This window comes from Xanthomonas sp. 3058 (genome assembly GCF_014199765.1).
Classification (GTDB): domain Bacteria; phylum Pseudomonadota; class Gammaproteobacteria; order Xanthomonadales; family Xanthomonadaceae; genus Xanthomonas; species Xanthomonas campestris_B.
Genome location: NZ_JACHOF010000018.1, coordinates 40273 through 57589, shown reverse-complemented (window position 1 = coordinate 57589; position 17317 = coordinate 40273). Strand labels below are relative to the sequence as shown.

Sequence of the window (17317 nt, the reverse complement as noted above, 5' to 3'; positions counted from 1 at the left end):
TCAGGTGGAGGCGGGCGGCGCGTAAGCAGCGGGATGCACGGGCGGGACAGATCGATTCCAGGGATCGGCCGCGTCCGCCTGTCGATGCGCGCAGCAAGTGTCAGCCGTGCTCGGATGATTTGCCGGTGCGCTGTGTCTGTCGCGTCCGGTGTCCAGTCCTGCAGCGTGTGCATGGCGTCGGCAGGTACAATTTCCGCTGATCTTCGTGCCGGAAACTACATGCAGCTCCGCTTCGTTTTGTTGACTCTGGGCTTTGTCGCAGGCACGGCGCACGCGCGCGACGCCATCGTCGATGGCATCGTTTACGAAGAGCGCGACGGACGCGCCGGGCGCGGCGTCGATGAGCCAGGCATTGGCGAGGTGACCGTCTCCAACGGCGAGCAGCTGGTGCGCACCGACGCGCAAGGCCGCTACCGCTTGCCGGTACGCGACGGGCAGACGGTGTTCGTGATCAAACCGGGCGACCGCAGCTTTGTGCCAACCGCCGACGAACTGCCGGGGTTCTGGCGTCACTACGCGCCCAACGGCTCGGCCAAGCGCAAGTACCCCGGCATCGCCGCCACCGGGCGCAATACGCACAACTGGGATTTCGCACTGACGCCGCGCGCAGGTGCTGCCGCCGACGGCTTCCAGATGCTGGTGTTCGCCGACAGTCAGACCGCCAGCCTCGTCGACGTGGGTTACTACCAGCGCGACATCGTCGCGCCGATCGTCGGCAAGACCTCGGCAACGCTGGGCACCACGCTGGGCGATATCGTCAGCGACGACCTGAGCCTGTATCCGGCCTTGAACAAGGTCACTACGCAGCTGGGCGTGCCGTGGTTCCATGTGCCCGGCAACCACGATCTGAATTTCGATGCCGGCGACGATGCGCATTCGCTCGACAGCTGGCGCGCGGTCTACGGCCCGGACACCTATGCGGTGGAAGAAGCCAACGCCAGCTTCGTGTTTCTGGACGATGTGATCTACACGCCAGGCGGCAAGCCGGCCTATGTCGGCGGCCTGCGTGAGGATCAGTTCGTGTTTCTGCAAGCGTATCTGGCGCAGTTGCCGCGCGAACGCCTGCTGGTGCTGGGCATGCATATCCCGTTGTTCGATGCGGCCCCGGGGCAGGAGACCTTCCGGCATACCGATCGCAGCCGCTTGTTTGCACTGCTGAAGGATTTTCCGCATGTGCTGGTGCTCAGCGGACACAGTCACACCCAGCGACAGGTGTATCACGGCGCCGACGAAGGCTGGCACGGCGCACGCCCGTTGCACGAATACAACGTGGGCGCGGCTTGCGGCGCGTTCTGGTCGGGTGCCAAGGACGCCGACGGCATTCCCACCGCCACGATGAGCGACGGCACCCCCAACGGTTACGCGGTGCTGCAGGCCGCGCACAGTGGCGACTACAGGCTGGCGTACCACGCCGCACGCGCGGCCGACGACGCGCAATTGCTGCTGCAGGCGCCCAAGGTGCTGCGCCAGGGCGCCTATGCGGCGTGGGGCATCTACGCCAATGTCTTCATGGGCCAGGACGACACCATTGTCGAGCTGCGTATCGACAATGGCGCCTGGCAGCCGATGAAGCGGGTGGAGCGTGCCGACCCGCGTGTGTTGGCCGAGAACATGCGCGACGATGCGGCAGAGCAACTGCGCGGTTACGACCGCTCGCCCGAGGCCACGCCGTCCACGCATCTGTGGCGTAGCGCGTTGCCGACCAACCTGGCGGTGGGCGAGCACAGCCTGGAAGTGCGCGCGACCCTGCCGACCGGGCAATACAGCGCACGCACCGCGTATCGCCTGCAGCGTGCAGATCCTTGATGCAGACGCGCGCGGTTGGCGCTTGGTTCCACTGAAACAACCACTGCACCGCACATGGGGTGGCCGCGTGGCGTGTCCAAGCGGCCTTGCGTGTCGGGCCGCCGGCTTGGCTGCCTTGTCGGCCTCGGATGCGATGCAGAAGACGATTGACGCAAACGCAAACGCCTCCACGAGGGAGGCGTTTTGGGATCCGGGCTGGCAGGCGATGGCGCGCTGGCGGGGATCGATGCTGGCTGGCGTGAGCTGGCTGGCCGGGCGAGTGTAGCGAGGCCGCACAAGCGCTGACGAAATGAGAATTAGTCTCAGCGCGTTACAGCGATCATCGTGTCGATGGTGCAGGGGCCGGTGACGATTTGCGCGGCGTGATGGCAGCGTCAGGCACCTTGGAGTTGGTTGGGCTATCCAGTGACTTCGGATCAGGATCGGCGTCTTGATCGAGCTCCTGCCCGGCTTGCGGAGCAACCTCCAGCGGCGGATACGGGTAGGCAACCGCCGGCCCTGCGCGCAGCCCGGCACGCCAGCGCGCCAGCACCGGCGCGATGCGTTTGCCCAGCGATTGCTGCGGTAACGACGGTAATTCGCCGTCCTGCTTTTCGCGCGCGGTGATCGCGGTCTTTGCGATGTCGAACGCGGCCAACGGGTCGTCGCTCTGGTTCATCGCATCGATCAGCCAGGCCTGGCCGAAGTAGGTCGCGTTGGAGGTGTTGCCGCAGCCGAACGATGGTCGATCGGCACGTGCCGCAGTCAGGATCAGCGTGTCCGGCGAGCGCAGCGCCGGAATGAAGCCGCCCGAATAGCAGGCCGACAGCACGATGATGCGGTTGTCGATGCCGGCATCGTCCAGCGCCTTGCGCAGATCCTGCGGGCTGATGAAATCCTCTTCGTTCTGATCCACCTGCACGTACAGCGTGTGGTCTTCGGTGCCGTGGGTGGTGACGAACAGCAGCAGCGCATCTTCCTTGCGATCCATGCGCTTGCCGATCGCAGCGAGCGTGTCGTAGAGATTGTCGTAAGTCGCCAGCGGTGCGTACGGCTGCTCGCCCAGATTGTCCGGGTTGTTGACCAGTGTGACCACGCGGCCGCGCGCATCGAAGCGCTGTTCGAACAATTGCTTGAGGTACAGCGTTTCGTTGCGAAACACGTCGTCGCCGGCATCGCCGGCAAAGCCGACCACATACAGATCGGTGACGCCGGGGCGCTGCGGCTGCACGGCGGCCAGCGCGTTCTTCAGTGCGGCCTGGTCGACCGGGTCCACCTGCGCTGCGTCATCGGCGTTCTGCGCCGGCAACGCCGCGCCCGCATCGGGATGACAGCCGGCAACCAGCAAGACCATGGCGAGCAGCACCAGCATCCGGCGTATCAACGCATGCGACGCAAAGCGTGAGTGGAGCGATGGGGACAACGCCGGTGCCTCGATGATGCGTGGAATGGGAATGTGTGGAGCGGCCGATCAAGGCTTGCCATCACGCGACTGCAGTTGCCCTCTGGCAGATAAGCCGACTGCTCACGCCGGCAGGGACGGTGCGTTACGTAGACCAGGACGCACGGTCCGGACCTGCAGGACGCTGCGTATCGTCTTCCAACCCGCTGGCAGATGCATGAACTGGCGATCCAGTTAACCCACTGACTCATGCATACGCTGGGAAACCGTGTGCGCCAGGCGCGCTCGCTTCAGTGGCGTGGACACCGCTGCGCTGCTTGCAGGATGTGCCCTCATGCGACTGCAGTCGCTCGTCGCATAGGGGCCATCCGCTACATGAAGCGTCGGTCCAAGGGCCTGCAGGTCTTACGTCCAACACATGACACACGCGGTTCTTGCAACCTCACCGGCCACCGCACCGCGGCAGCCGGTGTCTCACCGCAACTGCCGGCTCAAAACACCAGCTGCGAAAAACTTTCCACGCGCTGGTGGTTGCCCACGTCCTCGGCCGAGCGCGGCGTTGGATAGTCTTCGCGGCGATCCAGCAGTGCGGTGCGCATGCCTGTGCGTTTGGCGGCATCCAGTTCTTCGATCACGTCCGACAAGAACAGGATCTCCGTTGCAGGCACGCCGATGCGTTCGACAATGCGGCGATAACTGGCGCTCTCGCGCTTGGGGCCGACCTCGGTATCGAACCAGTCGGTGATCAAGCCGCTCAGATCGCCCGCATCGCTATGTGCGAAGAACAGCTTCTGCGCCGGCACCGAGCCGGACGAATACACGTACAGCGGAATGCCCTGGGCGTGCCAGGCCTGCAGCTGGATCGCCGCATCGGCATAGATGTGCGCGGTGAAGTCGGCGGTCTTGTAGCCGTCGCCCCAGATCAGCCCTTGCAAGGCCTTGAGTGCGGTGTGCTTGCGGTCCTCGTCGATCCAGGTCTGCAGCGTGCTGATCAGCACCTCGTCCGGCACGTCCTCGCCGATCTCGTCGGCCACCTGGTTGAGCCAGTGACGCACCTGCGGGTGGTTGCCGTGCTCGCGCACGTAGGCGGGCATGGCACGGCGTGCATACGGAAACAGCACGTCCTTGACGAATGAGATGCTGCTGGTCGTACCTTCGATATCGGTGAGGATCGCTTGCGGTCGTGTCATCGTCAGCTGGCCTTGTGAGGTGTCTCGGGGGCGTAGCGGGGGAATTGTTTGGCGATTTCGGTGCCGGTGAAATGTCCGACCCAGCCGTCCGGCTCGGTGAAGAAACGGATCGCCACAAAATGCGGCTCCGGCCCCATGTCGAACCAGTGCAAGGTGCCGTCGGGCACCGCGATCAGGTCGTCCTTGACGCACTCGATCTCGTAGACCTTGGCGTCCACGTGCAGCGTGAACAGGCCCGAGCCGGCGACGAAGAAGCGTACTTCGTCTTCCTTGTGGAAATGCTCGTCCAGGAACTTGGCGCGCATTTCTTCGCGCTTGGGGTTATCCGGGGCGATGCTCACCACGTCCACGGTCTTGAAGCCGCGTTCGCTACTGATGCGGTCGATATCGGCGCGGTAGGCGGCCATCACCTGTTCGGGCGTGGCGCCGGGTTCGACCGGCTGGCTGGCATGCCAGCGCTCGAAGGTGACGCCGATCTTGACCAGCTCGGCGGCGATGGCATCGCCGTCGCGGCTGTCGAATTCCGGGGTGGTCGGGTTGGTGTCGGCAAAGATACGCAGTCGGCTCATGGCGGTCTGGCTCACGAATGGGGGACGGACGACACTCAGCGCTGGCCGCGCAGTTTCAATAGTTCGAGTTCGCAATGCAGCACGAATTCGAAGGCCTCCAGGTGGCGACGTGCCTCGGCCATGTTGCGGCCCCAGGCATACAGGCCGTGTCCTTCGATGAGATACCCCCACATGCTCTGTTTGTCCAGCAAGGCGTCGACCTGCGCGGCCAGCACCTGCATGTCCTGGGTGTTGGCGAACACCGGCACGTCCACTGCGGTTTCGTGGGTGGTATTGCCTTCGAAGGCCTTGAGCAGTTCGTAGCCTTCCAGACGGATCACGCCGCTGCCTGCATACAGGCGGGAAGCAATCGTCTGCACCGGCGAATGCGTATGCAGCACGCAGCCGATCTCCGGAAACCGGCGATACAGCTGGGTATGCAGCAGGGTTTCGGCGGACGGGCGCAGCGGGCGGCCGACGGCCTGGCCATCGAAGTCCACCACCATGATGTCTTCTTCGACCAGGCGGCCCTTGTCGCGGCCGGAGACGGTGATCGCGGCGTGCTGTTCGTCCAGGCGATGGGAGAAATTGCTGCTGGTGGCAGGCGTCCAGCCGGCCTGGGCCAGCTCGCGGATATTGCCGATCAGCAAGTGCGCCAGCTCGTGCAGACGGTCGGCGCTATAGGGCAGGGGGGCGGTGGTCGCATTCATGCACCTATTCTACTGCCCCAACGGATCATGGTCAGGTGCAGCGTAGCAGGGTGTGTTGCTGCCACGCCCGGGTCGCGAATGGCTGAAAGAATATAAAGAGCGCGCGTCAGGCAGTGAACGCAATATGTTTTGTTAGCCGGCTCTTGTCGGATGCAGTCAGAGGCCCAGGTGAAACGCTTCGTCGGTCGGGGGCGCGGTGCCCTCACCGCTTGCGGGACACGCCGTGAACCCCTCCCTGGGGGCTCGGTGGCGGCATCCATGCCGCCACACGGTCCCGCAAGCGGCGAGGGCACCGCGCCTGACAGTTGGTCAGCTGCTTTCTTGAAGGCCTATTGCTCGGCTTACGGCGGGCAGACGAGCGTTTGCAGGTTGCAAGCCTGCCTGTTGCTCGGCCAGCGCCGGGAATTGATCGGACGCAACGTTATTTGAACAACGCACGCCATGCCCTGCTTGTAACTGCGCACACCGACCATGTTGACTGGTCCTTCCCGCCCACCGTCGCGGGACCTTACGCGGCATGGATGCCGCTTAAGAGCCTACGGAGACGTACTTGCGGCCTGTCCCGCGATGGTGGGCGGGCCAAGGGCCCTGCAACCAAGCCGCAGATCGGGGCCCTGCAGCGGAAGAGCTGATCTGCCATAGACCGGCGCGCAGTCGTGTTGTCAGCGGCTCCTGGCCCGCGCGCGTGCTCAGCGACCGTCGCGCAGGCGGCTGTGGCGGTAGCCGTAGCCGAAATAGACCACCAGCCCGACCAGCGTCCACACCCCCATCAACATCCAGTTGTGCAGCGTCATCGCCGACAGCAGGGCCAGGCAGCTCAATACGCCGGCGCTGCAGATCAGCCAGGCCGCCGGCATGCGGAACGGACGCGGCAGTTCGGGGTGGGTGCGGCGCAGGATCAGCACGCCGGCGCACACCGCCGCAAACGCGATCAGCGTACCCATCGAGGTCAACTCGCCCAGCACATCCAGCGGGAACACCGCCGCCAGCAAGGCAATGCCGATGCCGGTGATGACGGTATTGATGTGGGGGGTACGGTACTTGGGATGAATGCGGGTGAAGATCGAAGGCAGCAGACCATCGCGCGCGATGATCATAAAGATGCGTGGCTGCCCGATGATCATCACCAGCACCACCGACGACAACCCGATCAACGCGCCGACTTCCACGATCACGCGCAGCCAGGCCAATTGCGGATGCGCGGCCACCGCGGTCACCACCGGCTCGTCGGTGCCGAGCAAGGTGTAGGGCACCAGGCCGGTCATCACCGCGGCCATGGCGATGTAGAGCACGGTGCAGATGACCAGCGACAGGATCATGCCGATCGGCAGATCGCGTTGCGGGCGGTGCGATTCCTGCGCCGCCACCGACACCGCCTCAAAGCCGATATAGGCGAAGAACACCATCGCCGCGCCGCGCAGCACGCCTTCCATGCCGTACTTGCCCGGACCTTCGTTGGCCGGGATGAAGGGATGCCAGTTGGCGGTATCCACATACTTCCAGCCCACCGCGATCACCAGAATGATCAGCCCGGTCTTGAGGATCACCATCGCCATGTTCATCGCAGACGACTTGCGGATGCCCACATAGCACAGCCAGGTCAGCAGCAGCACGATGCCGGCGGCGGGCAGGTTGGCGATCGCACCGGTGGGCTGCAGCTTGCCGTCCAGCGGCGCACTGACCAGCGCGGCTGGCAGATGGATGTCGAAATGTTCCAGCAGGCTGAGGAAATAACCGGTCCAGCTGACCGCCACCGCCGAGGCAGAGACGCCGTATTCGAGCACCAGCATCCAGCCGATGAACCAGGCCGCCAGTTCGCCGAAGGTGGCGTAGGTGTAGGTGTAGGCGCTGCCGGACACCGGCACCATCGCGGCGAATTCGGCGTAGGCCATCGCGCAGAACGCGCAGCACACCGCTGCCAGCACGAACGACAGCATGATGGCCGGGCCGGCATGGTCGGCCGCTGCCTGGCCGGTGATGACGAAGATGCCGCCGCCGATCACCGCGCCGATGCCCAGGGCGGTCAGCCCCCAGGGACCGAGCGCGCGTTGCAGGCCCAGCCCGTCGGCCGCCTCATGGCTGGCGTGCGGGTGTTTGGTGGCCCAGAGTTGTTTGAACATGGAGCGGTTCCGGCTTGGCGCTGCGCGCGATCGTTGAACGAGAAGACCGGCGCGCACGCCGGTCTTGAGGAGAATCAGGCTTTCTTGGCAAGCCGGCTATTGTGGATGCCGTAGCCGAAATAGATAAACAGACCGATCACGGTCCAGCCCACGAACACTTTCCAGTGCTCCTGGAAGGCCTGGAAGAACAGGAACAGGCAGGCCACCGCGCCGAGCGGGCAGATCACCATCGCCAGCGGCACCCGGAACGGCCGTGGCAGATCCGGCTTGGTGAAACGCAGCACCATCACCCCGGCGCAGACGGTCGCAAAGGCGAGCAGGGTGCCCATCGACACCAGTTCGCCCAGCACGTTCAACGGAATCACCCCAGCCAGCAGCGCTGCGACCACGCCGACGAAGAGCGTGCCGACATAGGGGGTGTGGAACTTCGGGTGGACCTTGCCGAACAGTTTGGGCATCAACCCATCCTTGGCCATGGTGTAGAAGATGCGCGGCTGCGCCATCAGCATCACCAACACCACCGAGGACAGGCCGGCGATCGCACCGATCTCCACCGCGGTCTTGAGCCAGGTCAGTTGCGGATGCGCTTCCAGCGCGGTGGCCACCGGCTTTGCGGTGCCCAGCTGGGTGTAGGGCAGCAGGCCGGTCAACACCGCACAGACGATGATGTAGATGACGGTGCAGATCGCCAGCGACACCAGGATGCCGATCGGCATGTTCTTCTGCGGGTCCTTGGTCTCGCCGGCGGAGGTGGAGACCGCGTCGAAGCCGATATAGGAGAAGAACACGATGGACGCTGCACGGAAAATCCCGTCCCAGCCGAACTGGCCCGGCCCGGTGTTTTCCGGGATGAAGGGGTGCCAGTTGGCCGGGTCGATATACGAAATGCCGAAGCCGACGAACAGACAGATCACTACCACCTTGATCGCCACCACGATCGCGTTGGCGAACGCCGATTGGGTCACGCCCACATAGCACAGCATGCTCACCGCACCGACGATCAATACGGCCGGCAGGTTGACGATATTGCCGGAGCTGACAAAGCCATGGCCGTCCCAGGCCAGGGGCGCGCCCGCCAGTTCTGCCGGGAACGGCAGCCCGAGCGTACCGGTCACGAAGCTGATCAGGTAGGCGGACCAACCGACGGCGACACTGGAGCCGGCAAACAGGTACTCCAGTACCAGGCACCAGCCGATGAACCAGGCGATGCCCTCGCCGAGGGTGGCGTACGAATACGAGTAAGCGCTGCCGGAGACCGGCATCATCGCGGCGAACTCGGCATAGCACAGGCCGGCGAACGCGCAGGCGATGCCCGCAAACACGAACGACAGCATGACTGCCGGCCCTGCGTGGTTGGCAGCGGCCTGGCCGGTCAGGACGAAAATGCCTGCGCCGATCACCGCGCCGATGCCGAGCATGATCAGGTGCTTGGCGGTGAGGGTCCGTTGCAGCGTCGCTTCGCCTTGCAGGCTGCCTTCGACGGGTTCGCCCGCATCCACATGTCCAGCGGGCTCGATCGGTTTGACCCTCAACAGAGACTTCAGCATTCGGTACATCCCTAAGTGGCAGAGCTAAGGCGCGCGCGCCTGGGCGAAGGTGGTGCGCCGCGTCCCGATGGGACAGGCAAGCGGCCTACCTTGCCAAAGCTACACGCTCACGACAAGCACGTACGCAGCATGAATGGCGATAATGGTCGCTGATCCATGCGCAACCGGGAACGACAGATGGTGGATGCAACCCTGCGGCAGCAACTGGCTGCCTACCGCGCCCGCTGGCCGGACGAGGCCGAGGTGGCCGACCAGTTCATGCAGCTGCTGGACGATGCCACCGATCCATTCGTGCGCGAGCGTGTCGAAGGTCATTTCACCGGCTCGGCCTGGGTGGTCAGCGCCGACGGCAGCCGCACGCTACTGACGCATCACCGCAAGTTGCAGCGCTGGTTGCAGTTGGGCGGCCACGCCGATGGCGACCGCGATCTGGCCCAGGTGGCCTTGCGCGAAGCGCAGGAGGAATCCGGCCTCACCGGGCTGACCCTGGCCGACGGCCTGTTGTTCGATCTGGACCGGCACTGGATCCCGGCCCGTGCCGAGGTGGCCGGGCACTGGCATTACGACGCCCGCTACGTGGTGGTCGCCGGCGCCGACGAGACCTTCCAGGTCAGCGAAGAATCGCTGGCCCTGGCCTGGCACCCGATCGCGGAGCTGCTGACCGAGCCGGAGCTGGATCCGTCGATGCGGCGCATGGCCGAGAAGTGGGTGGCGCACGGCGGCAGCTGATGCGCCGGCGACGGGCGTTGCCGGACCGGCTTGCGCGGGCGCCGAGCGTCCGTTGGCTGGGCGGGCATGGCGGGATTGGGTACCCTTGGGCGCCCGTTGTCTGTCCACGCCCATGTCCCGCATCGCTGCTTCGTTCACTTACCGCCTGGCGTTCCGCCCGGTCGACGACCGGATGGAGTCGGCCGAACTGGCGCGTACCGTGCAACGGGCGCTGCTGGCGTTGAGCGGGCCGCCGCATGGCGTGGCGATCGTCAGTCTGCAGCGCCCGCCGCGCGAGGACGGCGACGGCCTGTACATGGAGGCGGTCACCACCGGCCCGGAGCGGTGGTATTTGAAGGCCGACGACTATCTGTTGAGCGAGGGGGTGCGCGGCGAGTTGCAGCCCTGAGGGGCTGGGATTCGGGATTTGGGATTCGCAAGAGCGTACGTCGCCTGATCCGCTGTTGCGCGCTTGTTTTGGCATTCAGCGCATTCGCGTCTGCGCCACCGCAATCGATCCAGGCCAGATAGCGGTCAGAGAAAGGACTCGCCAGCGCCGCCGCTCTTCCCAGTCCCAAATTCCGAATTCCTAATCCCTAATCCCCGTCAGTAGAGAACCCGCGTCCGCAAGGTGCCGGTGATCTGACCCAACTCGTCCTTCAACACGCCCGCCAGCTCCTCACTGGCGCTGACATCGATGACCACATAGCCCACTTTGGGGTCGGTGCGCAGGAACTGGCCGTCGATATTGAGGTTGTGGCGCGAGAACAGTTCGTTGATCTGCGACAGCACGCCCGGCACGTTGCGATGGATATGCAGCAGCCGCAGGCTGTCGGGATGTTCGGGCAGGGTGACTTCGGGGAAATTCACCGCCGACAAGGTGCTGCCGTTGTCGCTGTAGCGCACCAGCTTGGCGGCCACTTCGATGCCGATGTTGTCCTGCGCTTCCAACGTGCTGCCGCCCACGTGCGGGGTCAGGATCACGTTGTCGTGCGCAATCAACGGGGACTCGAACGCATCGCCGTTGCCCTTGGGCTCGATCGGGAACACATCCACTGCCGCGCCGCCGATCTGGCCGGAGCTCAGCGCCGCATCCAGCGCATCGATGTCGATCACCGTGCCGCGCGAGGCGTTGATCAGATGCGCGCCGTGTTTCATGCGCGCGATCTCCGCCGCGCCGATCATGTCCTTGGTCGACGGGGTCTCCGGTACATGCAGGGTCACCACGTCCGAACGTGCCAGCAGGTCGTCCAGATCGATCGCTGCGCGTGCGTTGCCCAGCGACAGCTTGGTTTCGATGTCGTGGAAGATCACCTGCATGCCCAAGGATTCGGCCAGCACACCGACCTGGGTGCCGATATGCCCGTAGCCGACGATGCCCAGCACCTTGCCGCGCGTTTCGTGGCTGCCGGCGGCCGACTTGGACCAGCCGCCGCGGTGGCATTCGGCGTTCTTCTGCGGGATGCCGCGCAACAGCAAAATCGCCTCGGCGATGACCAGTTCGGCCACGCTGCGGGTATTGGAGTAGGGCGCGTTGAACACCGGAATGCCGGCCAGCTCGGCCGCATCCAGATCGACCTGGTTGGTGCCGATGCAGAAGCAGCCAATGGCGATCAGACGCTTGGCATGCGCCAGCACCTCGGCACTCAGTTGGGTGCGCGAGCGGATGCCGACGATATGTGCTTCGGCGATGCGTGCCTTGAGTTCCTCCTCGGGCAAGGATTTGGCGTGCAGTTCGATCTGCGAATAACCGGCGGCGCGCAGCACATCCACGGCGGTCTGGCTGATGCCTTCCAGCAACAGGACGCGGATGTCCTGCTTGGGAAACGAGGTTCTCTTCGGCGACATGGGGGAGCGCACTGCAGCAATCGGGTCGGCAACTATGCCAGATGGGGTGCGCGATTGGGCGGCTGCAACGCAGTGTTTGCGCAGGCAAAGTCCTTGCGGCGCAACGGTTTCAGCTGAATCCAACGCCGTGTCGGCGGTATGCGGCGCAACTGGACGAGGCTGGCGCGCGCTGGCACGCTGTGCGGTTCCTACTGCAGCGCCGCGTGCCATGACCGATTCCCGCATTCTCTCGTTGCAACAGGCTGTGCCGGCATTGCGTCTGAAAACCGAGCCGGCCGACCTGGAGCATTACGGCCGCGACTGGACGCGGCGCTGGACGCCGAATCCACTCGCGATCGCCTTGCCCGGTTCGGTGGACGAAGTGCAGGCCGTGGTGCGCTGGGCAAATGCGCAAGGTGTGGCGGTGGTGCCGTCGGGCGGGCGCACCGGGTTGTCCGGCGGCGCAGTGGCGGCCAATGGCGAGCTGGTGCTGAGCCTGGAGCGTTTGAACAAGCCGCTGGAGTTCAACGCGGTCGACCGCACGCTAACAGTGCAGGCCGGCATGCCGCTGGAAGCGGTGCACAACGCCGCGCGCGAGCATGGGCTGGTCTACCCGGTGGATTTCGCCGCGCGTGGCTCGTGTTCGATCGGCGGCAATATCGCCACCAATGCCGGCGGCATCCGCGTGATCCGCTACGGCAATACCCGCGAATGGGTGGCTGGCCTGAAGGTGGTCACCGGCGGTGGCGAGTTGCTCGAGCTCAACAATGCCTTGGTGAAAAACTCCAGCGGCTACGATTTCCGCCATCTGATGATCGGCTCCGAAGGCACCCTCGGCATCGTGGTCGAAGCCACGCTGCGCCTGACCGACCCGCCGCCGCCCAGCAACGTGATGCTGCTGGCGCTGCCCTCGTTCGAGGTGTTGATGCAGGTGTTCGCCGCCTTCCGCGCGCAGCTGCGCCTGGAAGCGTTCGAATTCTTCACCGACCGCGCGCTGGAACACGTGCTGGCGCATGGCGCACAGGCTCCGTTTGCCGAGGTCCATCCGTACTACGTGGTCACCGAATTCGCCGCCGGCGACGAAGCGCAGGAGGCGGCCGCGATGGCGGCGTTCGAGACCTGCATGGAGCACGGCTGGGTCAGCGATGGGGTGATCAGCCAGAGCGATGCGCAGGCGGCGCAACTGTGGCGCCTGCGCGAAGGCATCACCGAAGCGTTGGCGCGCTATACGCCGTACAAAAACGATGTGTCGGTGCGCATCTCGGCAATGCCGGCATTTCTGGCCGAAACCCAGGCGTTGTTGCACGACGCCTATCCGCAGTTCGATGTGGTGTGGTTCGGCCATATCGGCGATGGCAATCTGCATATCAACGTGCTCAAGCCCGATGGCACCACGCAGGCCGATTTCGTTGCGGCCTGCGATCAGGTCACCAAGTTGCTGGCGCAGGCGTTGCAACGTTTCGACGGCAGCATTTCCGCCGAACACGGCATCGGTCTGGTCAAGAAGGGCTATTTGTGGAGCACGCGCTCTGCCAAGGAAATCGCCTTGATGCGCGGCATCAAACGTGTGCTCGACCCTCAGCTTTTGCTGAATCCCGGCAAGCTGTTCGAGATGGGCGACGCGCCCGACGCCACGCGTGCCGGTTAGTCTTTCTGCACCTTCACATGGAATCGATATGACGATGATGCGCTCCCTGGTGTTTTGCGCTTTGACGATGCTGCCGCTGGCAGCGTTCGCATCCAGTCTGGCCGGTACGTCGGCGGGTGCCTCCTCGGCCGGTTCGTCCGATTCCTCCGGCAGCAGTTCCGGCGACGACAAGGTGGTGGCCGATGCACGCGAAGACGCGGCCGGCTTCGTCGCCAGCGATGGCGCCATCCGTGGCGCGCGCCTGGAAGCGGCGCTGCTGCAGCTGCGCAGCCGTAGCGATGCGGCGCGGTTGTCCAGCGACCTGCAACTGGCTCAGTCCATCCTGGCCCAGTGAGTGCGCGCCGCCGGTGCGGGTGGCTGTGGCTGGCCGCAGCGATCGCACCGGCAGCGCACGCCGAACTGCAGGTTGAGGTAGCCGCGCCAGGCCTGGATCCGGCGCAACGCGATGCCACGCACGCCTTGGTCGAACAGGTCGCACAGCGCCTGCCACCAGGCTGGGCGCAGCGCCTCGGCGTTCCGATCCAGCTGCAATGGCGTAGCGATCTGCCCACGCATGTGCATGGCCGTGCGATCGGCCATCGGATCCTGCTCGATCGTGCATTGCTGCAGGCATGGAGCGCGCAGCCGGCGGTTGCCCGCAGCGATCCCGGTGCGCCTGCCACGCGTGCGGCAATGGCGGCAGTGGTGCACGAGCTGGCGCATGTGCTCGATCGTGGGCCGCAGGGTGGATTGTCGCGGGATCCACGCCTGCGCGATCTTGCCGGCTGGCAGGTGCGTCCCTGGCGGATCGGACGCGGTGCGAACCAGTTCAGCGACCGCAGCCCCGACGACTACGAACGGCGCAGCCCGGCCGAATTCGTCGCGGTCAACCTCGAACATTACGTGCTGGATCCCGATTACGGCTGCCGGCGCCCGGCGCTTGCGGCGTGGTTTGCCGAGCAGCTCGGCGCGCCGCGCGAGGCCACGCCATGTGCGAACACGCTGCCGTATCTGCAGGCCGACAACGATGCCGGCGCGATGTCGCTGCTGGCGCTGGATCCATCGCGTGTGTACGCGGTGGACTATCTGCTGGCCGAGGGCAACGCGCAGCCGATGAGCCGCTGGGGCCACAGCATGTTGCGGCTGGTGATCTGCGCGCCCGGCCGCGCACCCGGCCCCGATTGCCGCCTGGATCTGCAGTATCACCGTGTGCTGTCGTTCCGCGCCTTTGTCGGCGACGTACAGATTTCCAGCTGGCGTGGGCTGACCGGCTCCTATCCCTCGCGTCTGTTCGTGCTGCCGTTGACCCAGGTCGTCGACGAATACACCAAGGTGGAGTTGCGCGCGCTGTCCTCGGTGCCGCTGAGATTAACGCCGGAGGAGATCGCCGCGTTGCTCGCACGCGCCGCACAGGTGCATTGGAGTTACGACGGGCGCTATTACTTCGTCGGCAACAACTGCGCGGTGGAGACCTACAAGCTGTTGCACGATGGCGTGCCACGGCTGGCCGCCGCCGGGCTGTCGTCGATCACGCCGCGCGGCGTGCGCCACCGGCTGCAGCGCGCCGGCATCGCCGACATGCAGGTGCTGGACGATCCGGTGCAAGCGATCCGTCAAGGCTATTACTTCGAATCCGCAGCTGCGCATTACCAAAGCATGTTCGAGGTAATCCGGCGCAGCATGCCGGTGGCGCAGGCAAGCGTGGAGCAATGGCTGGATGCGCGCCCGGATGCGCGTGCGCGGTGGTTAGGCCAAGGCGGTTTGCGCGAGACCGCAGCGGCGCTGTTGCTGGAACAAGCCGCGTTGCGAAGGCAGGAATTGCTGGCACGCGATGCGCTCAAGCGCTTGCTGCGACCCGGCGTGGCCGAGCGTGAATCGGTGCAGGGACAGCTGCAATCGCTGTTCGCGCGGCAGGCGCAGCTCACCCATCCTGCGACGTTATTGGGCACCTCCGGTTACGGACTGCCGCAACCGGACGAGCAGCGGCAAGTGACTGCGCGCGTGGCGCAGGAAAGCCGCGTGCTGGTCGATGGCTGGAAACAGCTGCAGGCGCTGGGGCGGCAGCAATTGCCGGCTGAGGTGCGCGCCGGGTTGGAACAAGGCGAGGCCAATATCGTGCAGCTGCAGGCCCGGCTGCGAGTGCTTGCGCGCAGTAGTGCGGCCGCCGACAACCTGTAGCTGGACCTGCGCACCCCCTCGCGGGCGCAATAACACGCGGATGGACAGGCGGTGCCGAGCCTCTCTCGTCGGCACGGTCATTGCCGCGGTCAACGGCCGTCGATCGCCCCCATCCGCCCTGCGGGCAGCTTCCCCCGCACGCGGGGAAGGGACGTGATCGAATGCGCAGAGCCCTCTCCCGCTTGCGGGGGAAAGGAAGTGAAACAACTGCGCAATAATTCATCTTCTGCATGCAGGAGAAGCGCTGTAGATCGAAGACGCAGAGCCCCTCTCCCGCTTGCGGGGGAAAGGAAGTGAAACAACTGCGCAATAATTCGTCTTCTGCATGCAGGAGAAGTGCCGTAGATCGAAGATGCAGAGCCCCTCTCCCGCTTGCGGGAGAGGGGCTGGGGTGAGGGCACGACAGGCCAGCATTCACCACGCCCCGTTGTCGCATTCGGCGCCCTGCGCGGGCGTCTCCCGAGACAAGACAGTCGGCAGCCGTCACTTCCGATGCTCTGCGCAGGACGATGACCTCCATCCAGGCACCCGGCGAGGAGCCCCGGTGCGCGGTAGCCGGCTGCTGTCGGTTCTCAGTGCCCGGCCAGGCACCAGCTACCAGCCATCGCATCCGCCGGGATGCCTCAACCGGTGGGTTCCAGGGCCGCCTGCTTGGCGTACTTGCGCAACCACTGGCTGACATGCGCATCGTTGCGGTACTGCTGCATCAGCTTTGCAAGCCGCGCCGGTGCCGGCGTACAGAACTGTGCGATCGCCACTTCGATCTCATGGCGCCGGTCGGCGTCGTACGGCTCCTCGCCAGCGAAGTGCTCGCAGGTGTCGTAGTCATCCACCAGCGTGCGCACATCCTCCGGCATGCCGCACAGGCCGGGCGGATGTTGCATCCATTCGTCGTCCACCTTGGCGTCGGTGCAGGCCACCGGCGCGGGCTTCGCCATGGATGTCGGTGCCGGGGCCGGTTCCGCACTACAGGCGGCCAGCACCCCCAGCGTCAGCACAACGGCCAGCTTGTGCATCAGTCGGCGCGGCCTGCGAATTCGCCGGTGGTGGTGTTGACCAGCACGCGCTCACCGTTGGTGATGTACTCGGGCACCATGATTTCCATGCCGGTGTTGAGCTTGGCCGGTTTGGGACGCTTGGTGGCGGTGCCGCCCTTGAGTTCCGGCGGCGTCTCGACCACTTCCAGCGTCACCGTCTGCGGCAACTGCACCGCCACCGGCTGGTCGTCGATCACCTGCACGTAGAGACCGGTCAACCCGTCGGTGATGTACCCGGCATCGGTGCCGATCACATCGGCGTCCAACGTGTAGGGCGTGAAATCTTCGTCGTCCATGAACACGAACGCCTCGCCATCCTTGTACGAGAACGTGGACAGGCGACGCAGCAGTTCCACTTCCGGCAGGTTGTCGTCGGCATCGAAGCTGGCGTCGGTTTTCACACCGCCCGGCACGCTGTACATGATGAAGCGGAAGCGCACATTGCCGCCGCGGCCCTGCGGCGAGCTGCGCTCGATGTCGCGGATCTGGTAAATGCCGCCGTTGTATTCGACGACGTTGCCTTTCTTGATGTCGTTAGCTTTCATGGGTGTAAGTCGGAGATTGGGGATTGGGGATTTGGGATTGGCAAGTGCGGCTGGGTTGCAGGCGGCGGTTGCCGTTGCGAATCCCCAATCCCG

General features: G+C 65.1%; 15 protein-coding genes. 6 read left to right on the top strand and 9 right to left on the bottom strand.

Translation table 11 applies throughout. The features are described from left to right. Positions 1 to 219 precede the first annotated feature (219 nt). Positions 220 to 1806, top strand: a complete 1587-nt coding sequence (locus tag GGR61_RS17275) for a calcineurin-like phosphoesterase family protein (RefSeq protein ID WP_184622914.1) — start codon at positions 220 to 222, stop codon at positions 1804 to 1806. Between the two features lie 319 nt (positions 1807 to 2125). Here GGR61_RS17275 and GGR61_RS17270 read toward each other — a convergent pair whose 3' ends face one another. The 6 genes from GGR61_RS17270 to GGR61_RS17245 form a co-directional block, all read right to left on the bottom strand. Beyond that, positions 2126 to 3157 carry a C13 family peptidase gene (locus GGR61_RS17270; RefSeq protein ID WP_184622912.1) on the bottom strand — a complete coding sequence of 344 codons (1032 nt, stop codon included), beginning with the start codon at positions 3155 to 3157 and terminating at the stop codon, positions 2126 to 2128. A gap of 521 nt (positions 3158 to 3678) precedes the next feature. Further along, positions 3679 to 4377, bottom strand: a complete 699-nt coding sequence (gene mtnC, locus GGR61_RS17265; protein WP_184622911.1) for an acireductone synthase — start codon at positions 4375 to 4377, stop codon at positions 3679 to 3681. A 2-nt stretch (positions 4378 to 4379) separates the two neighbouring features. Next, on the bottom strand, positions 4380 to 4946 hold the full coding sequence (locus GGR61_RS17260) for an acireductone dioxygenase (RefSeq protein ID WP_184408960.1): 567 nt from the start codon (positions 4944 to 4946) through the stop codon (positions 4380 to 4382). A gap of 35 nt (positions 4947 to 4981) precedes the next feature. Continuing rightward, positions 4982 to 5635, bottom strand: a complete 654-nt coding sequence (locus GGR61_RS17255; protein WP_184622909.1) for a methylthioribulose 1-phosphate dehydratase — start codon at positions 5633 to 5635, stop codon at positions 4982 to 4984. A gap of 689 nt (positions 5636 to 6324) precedes the next feature. Then, a complete protein-coding gene (locus GGR61_RS17250) occupies positions 6325 to 7755 on the bottom strand; it encodes an amino acid permease (protein WP_184408673.1) in 1431 nt (476 codons plus the stop codon). A gap of 74 nt (positions 7756 to 7829) precedes the next feature. Next, on the bottom strand, positions 7830 to 9302 hold the full coding sequence (locus tag GGR61_RS17245; protein ID WP_184408672.1) for an amino acid permease: 1473 nt from the start codon (positions 9300 to 9302) through the stop codon (positions 7830 to 7832). Between the two features lie 177 nt (positions 9303 to 9479). Between GGR61_RS17245 and GGR61_RS17240 the strand changes: the two genes are divergently transcribed. Both GGR61_RS17240 and GGR61_RS17235 read left to right on the top strand, forming a co-directional pair. Next, positions 9480 to 10031: an NUDIX hydrolase gene (locus GGR61_RS17240; protein ID WP_184622907.1), complete on the top strand. Its 552-nt coding sequence runs from the start codon at positions 9480 to 9482 to the stop codon at positions 10029 to 10031. Positions 10032 to 10143: 112 nt separating this feature from the next. After that, on the top strand, positions 10144 to 10419 hold the full coding sequence (locus GGR61_RS17235; RefSeq protein WP_184408670.1) for a hypothetical protein: 276 nt from the start codon (positions 10144 to 10146) through the stop codon (positions 10417 to 10419). Between the two features lie 197 nt (positions 10420 to 10616). Here the strand turns inward: GGR61_RS17235 and serA are convergent, their stop codons facing one another. Then, the gene (gene serA, locus GGR61_RS17230) at positions 10617 to 11858 is read right to left on the bottom strand and encodes a phosphoglycerate dehydrogenase (RefSeq protein WP_184622905.1); all 1242 of its coding nucleotides are present in this window, start codon (positions 11856 to 11858) and stop codon (positions 10617 to 10619) included. Positions 11859 to 12066: 208 nt separating this feature from the next. Between serA and GGR61_RS17225 the strand changes: the two genes are divergently transcribed. Genes GGR61_RS17225 through GGR61_RS17215 form a run of 3 tightly spaced genes read left to right on the top strand, consistent with a single transcriptional unit; the run spans position 12067 to position 15642 of the window. Continuing rightward, on the top strand, positions 12067 to 13485 hold the full coding sequence (locus tag GGR61_RS17225) for an FAD-binding oxidoreductase (RefSeq protein ID WP_184622903.1): 1419 nt from the start codon (positions 12067 to 12069) through the stop codon (positions 13483 to 13485). 34 nt (positions 13486 to 13519) lie between these two features. Continuing rightward, positions 13520 to 13819, top strand: coding sequence for a DUF2388 domain-containing protein (locus GGR61_RS17220; protein ID WP_184408667.1), 300 nt, complete (start codon positions 13520 to 13522; stop codon positions 13817 to 13819). Beyond that, the gene (locus GGR61_RS17215) at positions 13816 to 15642 is read left to right on the top strand and encodes a DUF4105 domain-containing protein (RefSeq protein ID WP_184622902.1); all 1827 of its coding nucleotides are present in this window, start codon (positions 13816 to 13818) and stop codon (positions 15640 to 15642) included. Before GGR61_RS17220 ends, GGR61_RS17215 begins: the two co-directional genes overlap by 4 nt. Before the next feature lie 623 nt (positions 15643 to 16265). Here the strand turns inward: GGR61_RS17215 and GGR61_RS17210 are convergent. Next, a complete protein-coding gene (locus tag GGR61_RS17210) occupies positions 16266 to 16658 on the bottom strand; it encodes a hypothetical protein (protein WP_184622900.1) in 393 nt (130 codons plus the stop codon). Beyond that, positions 16658 to 17224, bottom strand: a complete 567-nt coding sequence (gene yeiP, locus GGR61_RS17205; RefSeq protein WP_184408664.1) for an elongation factor P-like protein YeiP — start codon at positions 17222 to 17224, stop codon at positions 16658 to 16660. The genes GGR61_RS17210 and yeiP overlap by 1 nt, the downstream gene beginning before the upstream one ends. Positions 17225 to 17317: the final 93 nt, after the last annotated feature.